The organism is Pseudomonas sp. SbOxS1 (assembly GCF_013416725.1).
Taxonomy (GTDB): domain Bacteria; phylum Pseudomonadota; class Gammaproteobacteria; order Pseudomonadales; family Pseudomonadaceae; genus Aquipseudomonas.
Genome location: NZ_JAAVXC010000029.1, coordinates 125,206 through 140,029, shown reverse-complemented (window position 1 = coordinate 140,029; position 14,824 = coordinate 125,206). Strand labels below are relative to the sequence as shown.

Annotated in this window: 17 protein-coding genes and 1 pseudogene; 7 read left to right on the top strand and 11 right to left on the bottom strand. The window is 50.1% G+C overall.

Features of this window, described 5'->3' with window-relative positions; genetic code table 11:
* Nucleotides 1-26: 26 nt before the first annotated feature.
* From HFK74_RS23355 to HFK74_RS23340, 4 genes are all read right to left on the bottom strand, one after another.
* Entirely contained in the window at nt 27-917 is an 891-nt protein-coding gene (locus tag HFK74_RS23355; protein WP_180205540.1) for a nitrilase-related carbon-nitrogen hydrolase, read from the bottom strand.
* Nucleotides 910-2,367, bottom strand: coding sequence for a class I adenylate-forming enzyme family protein (locus HFK74_RS23350; RefSeq protein ID WP_257230398.1), 1,458 nt, complete (start codon nt 2,365-2,367; stop codon nt 910-912). Before HFK74_RS23350 ends, HFK74_RS23355 begins: the two co-directional genes overlap by 8 nt.
* Nucleotides 2,368-2,449: 82 nt before the next feature.
* On the bottom strand, nt 2,450-2,938 hold the full coding sequence (locus HFK74_RS23345) for a MaoC/PaaZ C-terminal domain-containing protein (RefSeq protein ID WP_180205538.1): 489 nt from the start codon (nt 2,936-2,938) through the stop codon (nt 2,450-2,452).
* 15 nt (nt 2,939-2,953) lie between these two features.
* A complete protein-coding gene (locus HFK74_RS23340; RefSeq protein WP_180205537.1) occupies nt 2,954-3,769 on the bottom strand; it encodes a polysaccharide deacetylase in 816 nt (271 codons plus the stop codon).
* A gap of 340 nt (nt 3,770-4,109) precedes the next feature.
* Here HFK74_RS23340 and HFK74_RS23335 point away from each other — a divergent pair, with 340 nt between their 5' ends.
* The 3 genes from HFK74_RS23335 to HFK74_RS23325 all read left to right on the top strand — a co-directional run bounded on the left by HFK74_RS23335 (nt 4,110) and on the right by HFK74_RS23325 (nt 5,713).
* Nucleotides 4,110-4,502: a RidA family protein gene (locus HFK74_RS23335; RefSeq protein WP_180205536.1), complete on the top strand. Its 393-nt coding sequence runs from the start codon at nt 4,110-4,112 to the stop codon at nt 4,500-4,502.
* Between the two features lie 172 nt (nt 4,503-4,674).
* Nucleotides 4,675-5,088, top strand: a complete 414-nt coding sequence (locus HFK74_RS23330; RefSeq protein WP_180205535.1) for a thioesterase family protein — start codon at nt 4,675-4,677, stop codon at nt 5,086-5,088.
* A gap of 19 nt (nt 5,089-5,107) precedes the next feature.
* Nucleotides 5,108-5,713 (top strand): TetR/AcrR family transcriptional regulator, encoded by a 606-nt coding sequence (locus tag HFK74_RS23325; RefSeq protein ID WP_150783452.1) that lies wholly within the window; start codon nt 5,108-5,110, stop codon nt 5,711-5,713.
* 56 nt (nt 5,714-5,769) lie between these two features.
* Here the strand turns inward: HFK74_RS23325 and HFK74_RS23320 are convergent, their stop codons facing one another.
* Together HFK74_RS23320 and HFK74_RS23315 are read right to left on the bottom strand one after the other, a co-directional pair.
* Nucleotides 5,770-6,579, bottom strand: coding sequence for a citryl-CoA lyase (locus HFK74_RS23320; RefSeq protein ID WP_180205534.1), 810 nt, complete (start codon nt 6,577-6,579; stop codon nt 5,770-5,772).
* A gap of 150 nt (nt 6,580-6,729) precedes the next feature.
* A complete protein-coding gene (locus tag HFK74_RS23315) occupies nt 6,730-7,743 on the bottom strand; it encodes an FAD-dependent oxidoreductase (protein ID WP_180205533.1) in 1,014 nt (337 codons plus the stop codon).
* 318 nt (nt 7,744-8,061) lie between these two features.
* Here HFK74_RS23315 and HFK74_RS33450 point away from each other — a divergent pair.
* Together HFK74_RS33450 and HFK74_RS33225 are read left to right on the top strand one after the other, a co-directional pair.
* Nucleotides 8,062-9,342, top strand: a pseudogene (locus HFK74_RS33450) (HAMP domain-containing protein); the annotation flags it as partial.
* Nucleotides 9,343-9,357: 15 nt separating this feature from the next.
* The gene (locus HFK74_RS33225) at nt 9,358-10,200 is read left to right on the top strand and encodes a methyl-accepting chemotaxis protein (protein WP_306669919.1); all 843 of its coding nucleotides are present in this window, start codon (nt 9,358-9,360) and stop codon (nt 10,198-10,200) included.
* Between the two features lie 102 nt (nt 10,201-10,302).
* Here HFK74_RS33225 and HFK74_RS23305 read toward each other — a convergent pair whose 3' ends face one another.
* Nucleotides 10,303-10,668: a histone-like nucleoid-structuring protein, MvaT/MvaU family gene (locus tag HFK74_RS23305; RefSeq protein WP_180205531.1), complete on the bottom strand. Its 366-nt coding sequence runs from the start codon at nt 10,666-10,668 to the stop codon at nt 10,303-10,305.
* A gap of 400 nt (nt 10,669-11,068) precedes the next feature.
* Here HFK74_RS23305 and HFK74_RS23300 point away from each other — a divergent pair, with 400 nt between their 5' ends.
* Entirely contained in the window at nt 11,069-11,368 is a 300-nt protein-coding gene (locus HFK74_RS23300) for a hypothetical protein (RefSeq protein ID WP_180205530.1), read from the top strand.
* 362 nt (nt 11,369-11,730) lie between these two features.
* Here the strand turns inward: HFK74_RS23300 and HFK74_RS23295 are convergent, their stop codons facing one another.
* The 4 genes from HFK74_RS23295 to HFK74_RS23280 all read right to left on the bottom strand — a co-directional run bounded on the left by HFK74_RS23295 (nt 11,731) and on the right by HFK74_RS23280 (nt 13,821).
* The gene (locus HFK74_RS23295; RefSeq protein ID WP_180205529.1) at nt 11,731-12,087 is read right to left on the bottom strand and encodes a hypothetical protein; all 357 of its coding nucleotides are present in this window, start codon (nt 12,085-12,087) and stop codon (nt 11,731-11,733) included.
* A gap of 48 nt (nt 12,088-12,135) precedes the next feature.
* Complete coding sequence (locus HFK74_RS23290) at nt 12,136-12,540, bottom strand: hypothetical protein (protein WP_180205528.1); 405 nt, start codon at nt 12,538-12,540, stop codon at nt 12,136-12,138.
* Nucleotides 12,541-12,607: 67 nt separating this feature from the next.
* Nucleotides 12,608-13,336, bottom strand: a complete 729-nt coding sequence (locus tag HFK74_RS23285) for a metallophosphoesterase (protein WP_180205527.1) — start codon at nt 13,334-13,336, stop codon at nt 12,608-12,610.
* Between the two features lie 17 nt (nt 13,337-13,353).
* Entirely contained in the window at nt 13,354-13,821 is a 468-nt protein-coding gene (locus HFK74_RS23280) for a hypothetical protein (protein ID WP_180205526.1), read from the bottom strand.
* Nucleotides 13,822-14,189: 368 nt separating this feature from the next.
* Between HFK74_RS23280 and HFK74_RS23275 the strand changes: the two genes are divergently transcribed.
* The gene (locus HFK74_RS23275) at nt 14,190-14,660 is read left to right on the top strand and encodes a resolvase (protein WP_180205525.1); all 471 of its coding nucleotides are present in this window, start codon (nt 14,190-14,192) and stop codon (nt 14,658-14,660) included.
* Nucleotides 14,661-14,824: the final 164 nt, after the last annotated feature.

Below are 14,824 nucleotides of genomic sequence, written 5' to 3'. Positions count from 1 at the left end.
TGTTCGATTCTTTAAAATTCTATTCCTCAATTTTCGAGTGTGGAATAAAAATCCGGCCGACGATCACGGAGATGGCGCACCTCTCCCTTTTCACGAGAGAGCCGAAGCTTGACCAAATCCAGCTCTATATTCAGCAATCCAGGCTCATTTAATTCCGATTCGGCGAATGTGCCGTCAGTAATGCTCATCCTGTTATCAATTGGGCAAGCTACGAATGCCTTGCCCATACAACGCACGGGATAGTCTTGAGGGATGCCGAGATCGCCGACCAATGGTGATACGCAAACATAGACCTGATTTTCCAAGGCACGGGCATGTGCACTGAACCATTCCCGCCAAGCACCACGCTCTTCTGTGAGGGCTGGCACGAAGATGACTTCGGCACCATGAGACACAAAATGGCGAGTCAGTTCGGGGAACTGCACGTCATAGCAGACGAAAAGACCACATTTGACGCCATCAATCTCAAATACGTCATTCAACGTTTGTGAGGCCGACGTCTGAATCGCTTTCTCGCCGCGAGTGAGATGCACCTTGTGCTGCCGTTCGAACGTTCCATCCGGCTTAAAGACGAAGGCACTGTTATAACCCGCTCCATTTTCCTCATGCCAATAAGTCGCACCTACTATATAGATGTCGTACTCCTTAGCCAGGAAACTTAAGGTTTGGATGAACTCAGGATACAACGGTGTCAACACCTCCCGATAAAAAGATGAAACTGTCTCATTGGTGACTTCGGCAGCCTTTGAATTTGTCCAGAGCAAGCCCATTGGAAGAAACTCTGGAAGAAGCAATACCCGACTCCCCGCCAACTTTGCATCAGAGACGAAAGTTCTTACGTGTGCGGAGAAGTCTTGGAATTTCTGATAACGCCGAATCTCAAAAACGGCGACTGAGACTTTCAGTTTCTCAAGCATTTTGGGTCTGCCTCCAAAGTTCCAGCAACGCTTTCTTGTCGATCTTTGAGGTTGATCCCAATGGCATTTCGGAAAGCTGCGTAAAATTAACGGGCACCTTGAATTCCGCAAGCTTGGAACGGCAGTGGGCGAGCAGCTCCTGGGCGGTGACTTCCTTTCCAGGCGTTGTCACGAAATAGGCGAGCGGCAACTCACCGAATTTCGGATCCGGTATTCCAATGACGGATGCCAGCAGAACAGAAGGATGCTCGCAGATGACATCTTCCACTTCAGCAGGCGCAATATTCGCCCCCCCCTTGATGATGATGTCCTTAATACGCCCCGTGAGGTAATAGAACCCTTCAGCGTCGCGGAAACCGAGATCACCTGTTCGGAAGAAACCATCAACAAAAGACGTTGATGTGAGCTCAGGGGCCTTGTAATACCCGCTAGTAGTGGCTGGGGCCTTAACCCACACTTCACCTACTTCTTCGACAGCGGCCAACTGACCGTCAGTTGTCATTAGCTTGACCTCGACCCCTGGTGCTGCTTGACCAATTGCACCTGGCGGAAGTTCTACAGCACGCGAAGCGTAGCGCCCAAAAACCGGACGAACTTCCGTCAACGCGTAGTAGTCTTCTATTTTCTTGTTGAATCGGCGCTCAAAGCGCTCCTTCAATTCTCTCGACAAGGGAGCACCGGCGGAAATGAAAAGCCGCATAAAGGAGAGGTCGAATTTCAAGTCGTTCTGTTCGGCATATTCCAACATCATAGAAAACATGGTTGGCACACCGTGGAACACAGTAACCTTATGCTCAACGATGGCATTAAGCACATCTGCTGGACGGAATTTCCTGAGCAAAATGACTTCAGCACCGGCCTGGAAAGCCATCGAAGCAGCAGTCGAAAGCCCATAGAGGAAACCTAGGGGCAGCGACACAAGTACCTTGTCCTCTGGAGTAATACTCCAAAGCTCGATCAGTGAGCGGTTCCCAGCGAACTCAGCATCTTGCGTGTACCGAACCGCTTTTGGCACTCCTGTGGAACCAGAAGTGTACACAATCAGAAAATCCGCATTCCTACCTTCGAAAGTATTCGCAGGCTTGGCGCCTTGTGCGCCCCTTACGAAGGAGCCTGTGTCGAAAATCTGACAGCCACGCCCGCCCACGGCCTCTCGTGCCGCAGAGGCAAGTACCTGATCAACAAATAGATGCTTTATCTGTGCATGATCAATGATGTAACTGGCTTCTGCTGCCGTCAGGACAGCATTTAGAGGAACAAATGTCCCTCCAATTTTCGCTACTGCATAATACAGAATCATCGTGGCGCTGCTGTTTTCACAGTAGACGCCCACTGGAGTATCAACGCTCACTCCTGCATTCACCAAGTGGGCCACCACTTGGTCAACCTCGTGCACTAACGCCCCGTAGCTGAGAATTTCCCTTTCAAACCGGAGAGCAATCTTTTCCATACTGGCGCCAGCGAGGGCCTGGATACCACTGAATATCATGACAAAACCTCAGAGAGACGTTAGTGCTGGTTGAGCCTTTAATTCAAACAGGCTTGCAGTGCATCATCACTTTCCATTCACCTTCCTGCACTGATTCACCACGCTGGTTGACCAGTGAAACCAGGAAATTGACGATACCCACTTCAGGCTTTTTAGTCTCACGTTTGGAGCCTACTTTTTGGTATACATGGATGGTATCCCCGATTTTGATCGGGCCACGTAAATCCCATGTCATACCCAAGAAGGCAATGGCTGTGCCTTCTTTGATCCCCAAACGGCTCTCGAGACCTGTTGCAATCGCGAAGCCTGCTGGGCCATGCAAAATACGACCACCAAAGACAGTACTCTTAGCAAACTCTTCATCAGTGTGCACTGGGTTGTGGTCGCCAGTCAGAGCCGCGAACATCACGATGTCAGCCTCGGTGATTGTTCGGCGCGGGGAGTTCCACTCTTGGCCAACCTCCAACTGATCGAAGTAAAGAGCGTTTTGGCCGATTCCGGTCAGGCTATTGGCTTGGACTGCACTATTCATTCTTATTTCTCCAGATTAAACAGACTTGCTCTTGATATGTTTCGTGGCATCGCCCATGGTCATAAACTCAACACCAGGTTGCTGCATGTGCTTTATCAATTTTTCAAGCATTACAATTCGAGGGCCTCGCCCAATTATCTCGGGGTGACACGTCAGGGTGAATACCCCGCTGACTTGGTGCGCATAGTCAAATTCCGCAGACCAAGACTTATAGACATCTTCTGCCAAGCGAAGACCTGTATTGAGCGGACGAGGTGAGAACTGAAAGTATGGATAATCATCCAACTCCCAGGCGACAGGAAACTCTAAAACATCGCTCTGCTCACCATGTTCGAAGATATCTTCAGACAAAACATCTTTCTTTCGTGCGAAGAAAGTTTCGAAATCATTCGACATTAGACTACTGTCATAAATAAGCCCGAACTCTTCAAGAAGGTCGATTGTATTATCGCTTAAGTCCCATGCTGGAGAGCGATACCCGACAGGCCTGACCCCAGTTACCTTTTCAAGAACTTCAATGCTCTGAGCCAACAATCGACGCTCTTCCTCCAGCGGCAATCCGACAGGAGATTCGTGAACGTAGCCGTGGCAAGCCACTTCATGCCCAGCAGCCACGATACGTTTCACAATTTCAGGGTAAGTGGAAGCCGTGTGTGCTGGAACGAAAAACGTGGCAGGCACTTCGCAGCGCTCCAGCACATCCAAAAGCCTCGGCATACCAACATTTGCGCCGAACTCCCCGCGAGACAGAGGCGTCGGGGAAACTTGCTTGAACGTGCTCAACCAAATAGCAACGCCGTCGAAATCGAAGGTAAGGCATGCGATGGTCATCAGTGTTCCTCAATCAAAGCCAGTTGCTCAGACGATACGAGCATTCTTCTCCCGATCTAATCGCTGCCGGAGGGCGCATCGCATCTGCTTTGCAGCCTTCTGGAAGTATCAGCCCAAGAAACAGACCCGCCGTAATAAAAATTAGACCGCCCAGTCAGTATGATTGAATTGGAAGACATGTCAATAGCTTCAAACGGTCTCCCACCACTGGCATGCAACGCTTCCTTTGGCTTCTGCTCCAGCGCCACCTTGCGCGATTGCGTCCGCAAGGTTTAGTATTTATACCAGCGGGTCAATTTTTTCGCCATACCGTTCAGCCCATCAAATAGGAAGGTGTCTTATGATCAAGGCAATTAATGCAGGGCCCGGCTACCCGGGCGTTTCGATGTCCACAAAGGTTGTGGATGGAGAGCTACTTTTCCTCACCGGTCATGCCCCAGTCGACGGTGAAGGTGAAGTTGTTGATGGCGATTTCGAAGCTCAAGCCACTGCCGTCTTCGAGAATCTACGCATCACCCTTGAAGCTGCTGGAGTGGGGTTTGAGGCCTTAGCTCGAATGACTACCTACCTAATCGATGTCGCACCCGAAACCCTTGCGTCGTTCAAAAAGGTGCGCAACAGCTTTGTGAACATGGACTGCCCGCCTGCCAACACCTTGCTGAAGGTGGCCGGGCTCTACGACGAGCGCATTCGAATCGAAATCGACGGCGTGGCAGTTCTGCCTCGCGCTTAATATTTACGCCTTCCTCCCAAGCCCCCACAGGTTTGGAGTGACCGCCTCGTTCAATAAACTTAATCGAAGGGAAATTTGACTTGGCGGTATAAAAAAAAGACAATTTCCTAGCCTTACCTGATCGGCAACCTATTCCAGGGCTGGGATGAACCCTAAAGGAAGAACAACACAAATGATCACGTACCGAGGTGTCGTATACCCAGCACAGACCGATGCGATGGGTCATATGAATGTTCAGCACTATATAGCGTCATTTGACCAAGCCTTTTGGCATCTGGTTGATCACCTTGGCTACGACGCTGAGTGGCGATTGAGCCGTAAACAAGGCTGGGCCGACGTTCACTATGAAATCGATTTCCGATCAGAGCTCCACGTAGGATCCGTTTTTCACGTTGAGAGTTCGCTCAAGAAAGTTGGGCGCACTTCAATGGTTACTCATCACGCTTTATTTGATAACAAGAAGCAGCTCTGCGCAGAAATTGCTATGACGTCTGTATATTTTGATCTTGAAGCCCGAAAGGCTATCGAGATACCTGAACTTATTCGTGCGTCTGCATCATCACTGATAGAGACGCTAACTGCTTAATACTATTTGGTGTATCCCAATGAATGTAGATATGCGAGACCAACTTAAACAAAAAAAGCAAGCATACGTTCAAGATGAAATCTTGTCGTCCGCTGCCACCCTGTTCGCTGAGAAAGGGTTCCGGGCGATCACTATCACTGATATTGCTGCTCGGTTGGGCTACACCAAGTCAGTTGTGTATTACTACTTCAAAAATAAAAATGAGATTTTGTGGCAAATTTTCAATCGTATGTACGAAAAGTATCAGGCTACGATTGATGAGATTCAGTCTCAAGATCTGCCTGCTGATGAAGCGCTTCGTCGTATTCTTCATAGCCATGCGCTGCATGTTATGAAGCAAAAAGATTGGACGGCCATCTACTTCCGAGACGAAAGCGAACTTGAACCTGATCAGCAAGTTCTGATGCGCAAACGCAAGCGCGAATATGATGCGAAGATCGAGGTTGTGTATCAGCGAGGCATTCTGGAGAAAACGTTCAAGGACGTGCCGCCCCATATCGCCATTTCGGGTTTCATGGGCATGTGCAACTGGCTGCATACCTGGTTCAATGAACAAGGCTCGCATACCCCCGAACAGATTGCTGACTACTACTGCGACCTCATGTCTGGGGGTTATCTGCAATAAACCCTTTGTGACTTACAGCAATATGAATAAAGCGCGATAAGAATCGCGCTTTTTTTTCAGTTCGACTTCACTTGAGCGAAATCTTCAACGAAATTTCGACGTTCACGAGCATAGTCAACCTGCTCATCAGGAATAACACGGATGCGGACTTTGCTTTGCAGTTCTTCCGAAATATGAGCTACAACGCCCGGCATGGTAGATATCACCGCAAGCCCGGTCATCTCGGCTGGAGTAAAGCCCATCTGCGCCAGAATAGCCCCCATCATCCCAACCTCATTGATTACGATTTCGGGTTTGCCCGCTTGGCTCGTAAACGCTTTATGTATGGCTTCATACCACTCACAAATATCACCCCAGACTCCTGTCTCGATGGCCAGTTGCTTCAACTGCTGAGCACGAGGATCGGTGTACTTGAAAGCAGGATGGCCCAAGCCAGGAACCCGCTCCTTACGCGCTCTCATTCCCTCAACCAAGCTATTCGCGGCTACATCAAGCGAATCAGCTTGCTTGGCAGCGTTGATAGTTGCGTTTAGGAAGAGTCCAGTTTGATCAGGCGCTAGTGAATATTCCCCTGCCGACAATATTGCAGTCGCCAATCCCGCCACCATCGAAGGATTGCTGGAAACACAGAAGCGTGCGGCAGCGGTTCCTGGCTTACGCAGCGAGTAATCAAGTACGGAACACAAAACGCCCTCAGTCATTTTCGACTGACCCGCCGATGGAAGCATGCCCCGGATCAGAAGATAGGTTGCATCAGCAAAACTCAGCTTGCCAATCATGTCTCCGAGATCATAACCACGGATGTACACGGTGTTGTCCTGGACATCGCTTACCGCGCTGCTCCAGTACTTCGGGGTCTCGTTCATTATTCATTCCTGCCTATCGATCAACGCCAGGCGAAAGACCTGACATTGAAAGATGGTATCCGAGCAAAACCATACTGTCTAGCCAGTCAGTCTTTTTGACTGACCGTATGGTATGTTTTCGGCCAAAGGTAAGATCTGCTCGCTACGGCACTAGATAATCCAAGGGATCGATTGCGGCTCAGCAGAAACGTTTCGACGGGATGCAGGATGCTCATGCGTTGAGAGTTCATCGACCGAGGATACATATTCGGCTAGAGCCCTCGCAGCAGCGATACAGTGGGCAAGCTCACCGCTCTGACTGACGATGTAACCATTCTTGACTCCGGAGAGAGGATGGATACCTGCCCACGATGGGAGTTCGGGCGTTTTATTGGGAGCCTCTTTGCCAGCCTTAAGCAGTTGCTCGAAAAAAGAGCGCTTAGGCAGAGCGGAGGGCCTCTCAACCATTTTTTGCTGTATTTGTGCTGCTCGCTCAAAAGACAGGTATCGACCAAAAATCCCCATGGAGGATTCAGGGCATTCACGTGGGGACTCACCCAACCGATTTGATCCTGGGGAATAATTACCACCTACAACCACTGTGTCGTAGTAGTGAGCAACACCACCTAGCACCATCTCATACAGGTCATCTACGATACGGAGTTGGTCGAAATTTCTCTCTCGGTAAATCGAACCTCCACGCTCCAAGAACGACTCCATCAATCGATTGTTCAATGTTCTGGGATAGATCGAAACATCCTGCATAAATCTTATTGCGGCCAAAGTTCCGTAAGGTAATCCCATGCCTCCAGCATTTCTGGAAACCTCAACAAGTAGACCCTGCGCCCTGCACGCTCGGGCGAATTGCTCTAAAGATTCGACGTAGTCCGACCGATGTTCAAAAATGATCGTGCCTGAGTCTGAAGCAAGTACTTTCGCACCGAGGTCGATGGCAATTTCACGCAACTCGGCGATACCTTGAACCGCTATTTTCTTATCCATCGGTTTGCGCTGAAGGCAAAGCCAAGTCGACACCAGATGATTGGACACAATGTTAGGGGCACTTGAGTCAGAGAAGAAAACATCTGCACTTACTCCAAAGCGTTGAAGGTAATAACCGTAAAGCAATGCATCGATACCATCGCTAAATACCGCTACCTTTTTCCCGCCCTGCCCATTTTTCATGACCCGCCCCTTTCGCATTCAAAGCCATCAATGCCTCAAGCAGGAACTTGAAGCGAAACATACCACAAGGTATTTTTTTCAGTACCGAAGGTATGTTAAGCCTACCAAACCGTCAAGCTCGGGCATTCGCATGACGATTCCTGCTTGTCGATGCGCGCATCACTTAAGGGTCACAGCTTCCTCTTGCAATCGTTGCGGTTTGTGAGGAATACTAATACCCTATGGTCTTTTTTTATGACCAGCAGGTACTTTCGCCCGCTTTTCTCCACCTGACACACCTCCACCCTAACGACAATTCTTTAACCAGCTTGAGGGCTCATGATGTTGGGTAATATGTCTATACGCACCAGAATCACCGCACTGAGCTTGGTCTGTATGGTTGCTCTGATTGGGGCAATTACCTACATCAACATCCAACAGAACGAAGCAGCAGGAGAGCTAACGAGCGAAGCTAGCCGCGCAGCTATTGAAAGGGCTATCAAGGGACAACTACAGAGCACCGCGACCGCTCAAGCGATCCAGGTTGAGAAATTTTTTAGCGAAAAATACGCCGCGCTAAACCAGTTATCGATCCAATTTTCTGGTATTCAGAAGGTGGCGGATACCTATGGCACATCTGGGATTGTCTCAAGGTACACAGCGGATGAAGCGGTCAAATCGACCTTCATGCACGACAATACGTTACTAGGCGTTTGGGCCATCATGGAGCCCAACCAGTTTGGTAGTGACAAAGAATTCGTCAGCTCGATTCAATATAGTTCAAACGATGTGGGACGCTTTGCCAGCTATTGGAATCGAAATACAGGTACCGTGGTTAATGCTCCAACTGCTGAACGAAAGCTGCATGACGAAACCGTGGGAGAAAGCGGTCTCCCATTCAATTACTTCTATCGCTGCTCGTTGCAAAGTAACGCAGCCTGCCTCGCCCCTCCGTTCACCGCTACACTGGGCGGCCAAGAAGTACTGTTGACCACCCTATCGACACCCGTTAACCAAAACAATAAGCCTACCGGGGTAGTTGGAGTCGACGTCGCCATCACAGATCTTCAAGACTTCATGATGAAGGCGAAGCAGAGTTTATATAGCGGTGCAGGCGATATCGCCATTGTAACTAGCTCGGGGATTGTTGCTGCGTATACGCCCTTGTCCTCCAAGCTTGGTCAAACATATGAATCCTTAGGCCTACCCGATATACGTCAAATGGCAGCCCAAACCGGGGAAAACCGATCGCTCTATTTAGACGATGAGAATTTTGTAAAAGTGATTACACCGATCACAATGGGGAAAAACGTCTCCCCTTGGTGGATCATCCTTCAGCTTCCCAAGGCGATAGCTCAAGCCGAAATTGACAAGCTGGAGGGTATTCACCGGGCCCTGCTGCTCAAGTCTCTTGTCAAAAGCATCCTCGTTGCAGCGCTTTCTGGTTTGGCTGGGGCTCTGCTTATGTGGTTCACGGCATCCAGAATTACGACGCCAATCCGCAATGTGTCGACAATGCTTCGTGACATTGCATCAGGCGAAGGCGATCTAACCAAACGTCTAAACTACCCTAAAAAGGATGAGCTTGGGGAGGTTGCACTTTGGTTTAACCTCTTCCTCGATAAGCTTCAGCCGATGATCAACGCTGTCCGCAAGGGTATCGACGATACGCGCCTCACGGCGAACCAATCGTTCAGGATCGCCCAAGAAACAAGCCACGGGATGCAAGCACAGTTCAAGGACATCGACCAAGTCGCTGCAGCGTCGACCGAAATGACTGCTACGGCCCACGAAGTAGCAAACAGTGCCGCTATGGTTGCAGTCGATGCTAAGCACGCCGAGCAGGCCGCCCAAACAGGGCACAGTCTGTTAGAAAATACAAACCATGGCCTACTGGATCTCACAATTTGCCTGACGAAGTCTATGGAGGATGCCCGTGCCCTATCAGTTAGCAGCGAGCAGATCGGTAATGTTCTTGATGTGATTCGTGCGATTGCCCAGCAAACCAATCTCCTAGCGCTCAATGCAGCGATTGAAGCTGCCCGTGCGGGAGAAAGTGGTCGAGGGTTTGCAGTCGTCGCGGATGAGGTTCGAACCTTGGCAATGAGAACTCAAGATTCGGTAGAGCAAATCCGAATTGTGATTGAACAGTTGCAGGTTGGGGCAATCAGGGTAACCACAGCCATGCAAGACAGTCAGTTGAGGGCCAGCAGCAGCTCCAGGCAGATGGAAGAGACAGTTCAATCCTTTAGTGAGATCAGGCTGGCCGTTTCAAAAATTCAGGATATGACCCACCAAATTGCGACGGCTGCCGAAGAACAAAGTGCAGTCGCTGACGATATCAACTGCAACATCACCAGTGTTCGAATGGTTACGCAGGAGCTCAATGACAAAGCATGTTCTTCTGCTAGCCTGAGCGAACACTTGAGCTTATTGGCAGACAAACAGCACGAACTGGCAAACCAGTTCAGAACGTGATGGCCTTTCTCACCAATAGATCAGTTTTAGTGGTCAATAGAACACGGTGTTAGTACACAGAAAAAAGGGCCCTCAAAGGGCCCTTTTGTACTCAAACCAAGTTCACTTGGCCAACCAGGACTCAACCGTGTCAGAGCCGTATTCGCCCTTCCACTCTTTCAAAGTCCGGTGATTGCCGCCTTTGGTTTCGACGACTTCGCCAGTGTGAGGATTCTTGTAGACTTTTACCTGGCGTGGTTTACGAGTGCCGGTTTTGGACTCGGCTACTGGTGCGCGACGACCAGACTTCGGATCAAGCAGGTTGATCATGTTCGGAAGGCTGTAGCTGTACTCGGCAAGCAGAGCGCGCAGCTTGGTTTCAAATTCGATTTCTTTCTTAAGGCCAGCGTCGCCTTTCAGGGCTTCGAGAGCTTGGAGCTGCTCGGCAAGGTGTTTTTCGAGCTGGCGGAATTCAGCGAGCTTAGACATGACGGATCTCTTTTAGGTAGTTGCCTAACAGTATATTGCAAATCGATCATCGCTACAGGCGCTGCTTGCGATAACTGAACTGACACGGAGAAGGCAAAAATTATGGCTCAGCAATAATTATGGTTGAGCCATAATTTGGGATAATTCAGTTTTGCCGCTTCCTCGATCGCCTCCGTCGATAGCGAAAACTCGTGCCGTGCCGAGGCAATGAGAGCTAAATCACTAATGCATTCCGATGTGCATGTCGCGCTAGGGCGATCGCTTCTTCGCGTAAGCGCCTAGCCTTGTGGTCGTGGTGCCCCCCTACAGAAAATTGAAACTGATAAGCCAGCCAGCAACAGGCGATTAAGTGTGCGCATGATAGCCTCCGGCACAGACGTATCTGTTGTGAGAGCTCGCTTTGAACACACCTAACGCACATGCCGATTTCAACACCCTCATCAATGCACCGAAATTTTCCGACGACCCTGTTGGGCACAACCAGAAAAAGCGGTGGCAGCTCATCGCTGAAGACATCATCAAAAGCACATCTAAAGAGGCGTTGCTTGAAGCAAGAGGCCGAGCCGAAGGCTACATTCATGGTCTTGTGGACGCGGGACATTTGTCGACGAGAGATACCGAGCGGGACTATCTTGTCTTAAGCATCGTCCAACGGCGTCGTGAGTTTTTGCAGAGGCTGCTGAACGAGTACGGTTACTGAGTCAAGGCGAGCTGTGAATCCGTCCGACGGCAAAATGTACATCGCAGCATAGAGGCAATATGCAGCGCTCCGCACGGCTAACTCGGAGCGCTGCCGATTGAAACCGTAAGAGGCCTAGCAAGCGATTTTTCAGAGGTCTGACGGAGCTCGAGGAATGAGCTTGGCCTGAATCGACTCCCATTCCACCATTGAGATGAGCACCGCAGTCCTGCGTTCCCCCTCGATGAAAACCGGTTTTTGAGTCGTGATCACCTGGTCGAACAACTCGTCAAAGTGGGTTGTTGCTCGAGCAACTGACCATCGCTGTTCCGCCATGTGCCTGGCCCTATCTCGAGAAGAAAAATTAGACATCTCACCATCAATTAGAAATGGTCGGCGGATTCGAGAAGCTTCAGAAAACTCGCTCTGCCAATGCCTCGCTTGAAGCTAGCGATGACGTAATTACCATCTTGGGTTTCGAGTAGCCAAAAACGCCCTTCTTTCCTAGCCGATCGAATTTTACCTGTGCGAAGAATCGAACCATCGGCTCTGTGGTAGGCATCATCCTGCTCAGAGTGATCGAAAGACACCCCCAGGCACCTATCCTCCATGATCACTGCATCGCTGATGAATGCCGTGACAGGTACTGTGTATTTCCTAAGGCTCGCCTGCACGAGACGACCCAGTTGAAAATCGGTGAACTCTTTGCTGTGAAACTCCACTTCCAGTGCCTCAGGCATCCGGCCATATCTCCAAACGATTCAATAGGTATTTACGGCGAGCACCGCTCAGCACGCTTTCATCGAAAAAGCCGTGGCCACGCTTGCCTCTTTTCTCTGGCCAGCTCCGAGCAGCAGATAGACGGTACTTTTGGTTTCAAACATGCAGCCTTCCGTGAATGATCTTCCGAAATTGCTGCGCACCCACATTTGTGGCTGGAAGCGGCGTTTACTGTCTAGGACGACTTCGTGAGCGAAAAGCGTCATGGGAAGCAACCCGAGGTTCGTAAGCTTTTCCTTTTCATCCGGCGTCACGGTGAGGTCGATTAAAATCCACTGTTTCACCACACAGAATGCTTTGCCTGGGAATGACTTTGCTGCCAAAGAGATCAGGTCTTCTTGTGAGCCTTCCCAGCCGGCAACCTCTTCCCCAGCCCCGTAAAAAAGCTGCGAGATTTCCTCCAACGTCACCATCAAAAATTCTCCATCTCATTAGGTGTGACCTACCACGTGAGCTTTGCCAAATGACCAGTTGCTGGCATCAAAGCTCGATCAAAAAATCCGGATCGAACCCAGTCTGTTGATTTGGATATCCGCGAGGATTTGAAAAGACTCGGCATCCATGCTTTAAGAAATCCGCTGCAATGTGGGTATGTCCGTAAATCCAAAGATCCGCTTTGCCCAGAAGCTCCGGCCAATCGTTGGCGTAGGCTGCGTTCAGGTGTGCAGGAAGATCATCAGCCACGTGATCCAACGCCGGCGCATGGTGTGTAACTACAACCGTTTTGCCATCAAATGGCTTGTCTAGTTCCTGTATGAGCCAGGCATAAGCTGCTTTAGATTTAGCGATCAGGTCATCGGGACGAAGGCGTCGGTAATTCTCATCTTTTCTGATGACGGTGAAATCGTTCATCCATTCCCAGGCAACGCGTTTCGCGGCAGCAACGTCTCCGGTCGACGAGTAATCTGTCCACGCCGTCGTGACCAAAAACCTGGTTTGATTGAGGATCAAGACTTGGTTTTCAAGGACGTGGACATGTGGCGCTGCTGCCTCCTTCATCTTCCGCAACGTCTGATCAATGTGGCCACCGTAAAATTCGTGATTGCCACACACGTAGATCACAGGGCACTTGAATGTGTCGTTCGCCCATGAGACTCCACGTGATTTTGTCTGAATGTCGCCGGCGAGAATCACAACGTCTGCGTCGCTTGGGGTGGGATCGAACCGAGCAAATTCAATGTGCAGATCTGAATAGATTTGAAGCTTCATTGGAGCCGCCACGTTGGTCAGTGCTCAGCAAATTCCGGAACTACTGAAGGCGCAGTTTTTGTATCTTCGTAGATCGTCCGAATACCTGTGAGTGAACCGGCGTCGAGTCCATCTCGAACACTGCTATAAACGGCGCCACCCGCCACCTTATGAAGCAACACGCACTCGCCTTTCTGGTCATAACCGATGACCAGGCTGATTAGCTTCTCCATACGCTCTGAGAGGCCTCCATTGACCCACGGTGAAGTTATGACCTGAACCTCTTCAACAAGGCAAGTTGGGCCCTCCAGCTCCAGTAGGTTGGACAATAAAGAGGCGTCCGTTGGCATAAACCTCTTGGTGAATTGTCTGGCTCCCTCTGTGAACCGAAGGATGACGTGATACCAAGGATCAATTGATTCCCGTTCGATCATTCGCCATGCGGTTCGTCCTGGCCCCGGGAAGCCGGGTCGCCCTTCCCTATAAGATTCATGTGTAATAAACATTTCGCGTTTTCCTTACCGTCCGGATCAGTGATCAACCTCAAGTCGTCCCACTAACGATCTTTCATATACTGGCTTTCCATAGATCCATCGAGGCGTCGAGGCGTCGAGGCGTCTGTGATGCTTGGACGCACCCTGCTGGTCACCGGCATCTCTTTGAGATCCGATCAAAAAGCGTCTGACAATACATGTGATATGTTTGGTGTTCAGGTCGCTAAAACTGCCTGATGCCCATACCCAAAAGACTCTGAAACCTATGATTGTGCGGCTTGGCTTTGAGAAGGCATCACCGCGCATTTCCGATAATACCACCAAACGTGGTTTATCGGAAGATAAGCGTTATGGCTCTATCCTCGCTTTTGGGGCAGACCATGTCGCTTAAGAATGAGATCGCCGGAGCACTCAGGGCAATCAGAACAATCCGAGGCTTTGACTACGGTGATTTGGCAGACGTAAGTGCAAAAGCAAACATCGGTAAGTTGGAGCAAGGAAAGAGCAACATCACGGTTGCCAAATTGATCGAGCTAGCAGAGGCCCTCCAATTCGATCCTATTGCTCTTATGACGCTTTGCGTCGCCATTCAGAAGGATGAACCTACCGACACCACTCTAGAGCGGGCACGTGCAGAACTCGACTCATTCAAAGAAGAAGGTGGAGAGGAGCTTGTCCGGAGTCAGTTTGTGGGCAAAGAGCTGAAAAAGAGGCCTTCGGGTAAGCCTGGCAATACCAAGAATGCCGATGCTGTGAGAGAACTGAAGGCTTTAGGATTGAGTCAGGCGGAGGTGGCGCAGAGGCTTGGATTGGCGAGTTCAACGGTATATCGGTACTGGCAAAAGATTTAACAGCAACTGAAGCGAGGTCAGCAGCATTAGATCGGCGGCGAGTTATGAGCAGCAGAAGATCTGAAGCCTTATAGCCCACTGACCAGGGACACCTGGCCCTGAGGAGGTGCCAGTTCTATCCGTCACTAAAAGCCTTACGTACAGACCGTACGTCTCCATTTCCA

Bases quoted from the DNA above. Each gene is read 5' to 3' on its own strand.
- HFK74_RS23355 (WP_180205540.1), bottom strand. From the start codon at position 917: ATGCTTGAGAAACTGAAAGTCTCAGTCGCCGTTTTTGAGATTCGGCGT.
- HFK74_RS23345 (WP_180205538.1), bottom strand. From the start codon at position 2,938: ATGAATAGTGCAGTCCAAGCCAATAGCCTGACCGGAATCGGCCAAAAC.
- HFK74_RS23335 (WP_180205536.1), top strand. From the start codon at position 4,110: ATGATCAAGGCAATTAATGCAGGGCCCGGCTACCCGGGCGTTTCGATG.
- HFK74_RS23295 (WP_180205529.1), bottom strand. From the start codon at position 12,087: ATGCCTGAGGCACTGGAAGTGGAGTTTCACAGCAAAGAGTTCACCGAT.
- HFK74_RS23305 (WP_180205531.1), bottom strand. From the start codon at position 10,668: ATGTCTAAGCTCGCTGAATTCCGCCAGCTCGAAAAACACCTTGCCGAG.
- HFK74_RS23350 (WP_257230398.1), bottom strand. From the start codon at position 2,367: ATGGAAAAGATTGCTCTCCGGTTTGAAAGGGAAATTCTCAGCTACGGG.
- HFK74_RS23280 (WP_180205526.1), bottom strand. From the start codon at position 13,821: ATGTTTATTACACATGAATCTTATAGGGAAGGGCGACCCGGCTTCCCG.
- HFK74_RS23275 (WP_180205525.1), top strand. From the start codon at position 14,190: ATGTCGCTTAAGAATGAGATCGCCGGAGCACTCAGGGCAATCAGAACA.
- HFK74_RS23315 (WP_180205533.1), bottom strand. From the start codon at position 7,743: ATGAAAAATGGGCAGGGCGGGAAAAAGGTAGCGGTATTTAGCGATGGT.
- HFK74_RS23285 (WP_180205527.1), bottom strand. From the start codon at position 13,336: ATGAAGCTTCAAATCTATTCAGATCTGCACATTGAATTTGCTCGGTTC.
- HFK74_RS23340 (WP_180205537.1), bottom strand. From the start codon at position 3,769: ATGACCATCGCATGCCTTACCTTCGATTTCGACGGCGTTGCTATTTGG.
- HFK74_RS23290 (WP_180205528.1), bottom strand. From the start codon at position 12,540: ATGGTGACGTTGGAGGAAATCTCGCAGCTTTTTTACGGGGCTGGGGAA.
- HFK74_RS23330 (WP_180205535.1), top strand. From the start codon at position 4,675: ATGATCACGTACCGAGGTGTCGTATACCCAGCACAGACCGATGCGATG.
- HFK74_RS23320 (WP_180205534.1), bottom strand. From the start codon at position 6,579: ATGAACGAGACCCCGAAGTACTGGAGCAGCGCGGTAAGCGATGTCCAG.
- HFK74_RS23325 (WP_150783452.1), top strand. From the start codon at position 5,108: ATGAATGTAGATATGCGAGACCAACTTAAACAAAAAAAGCAAGCATAC.
- HFK74_RS33225 (WP_306669919.1), top strand. From the start codon at position 9,358: ATGATCAACGCTGTCCGCAAGGGTATCGACGATACGCGCCTCACGGCG.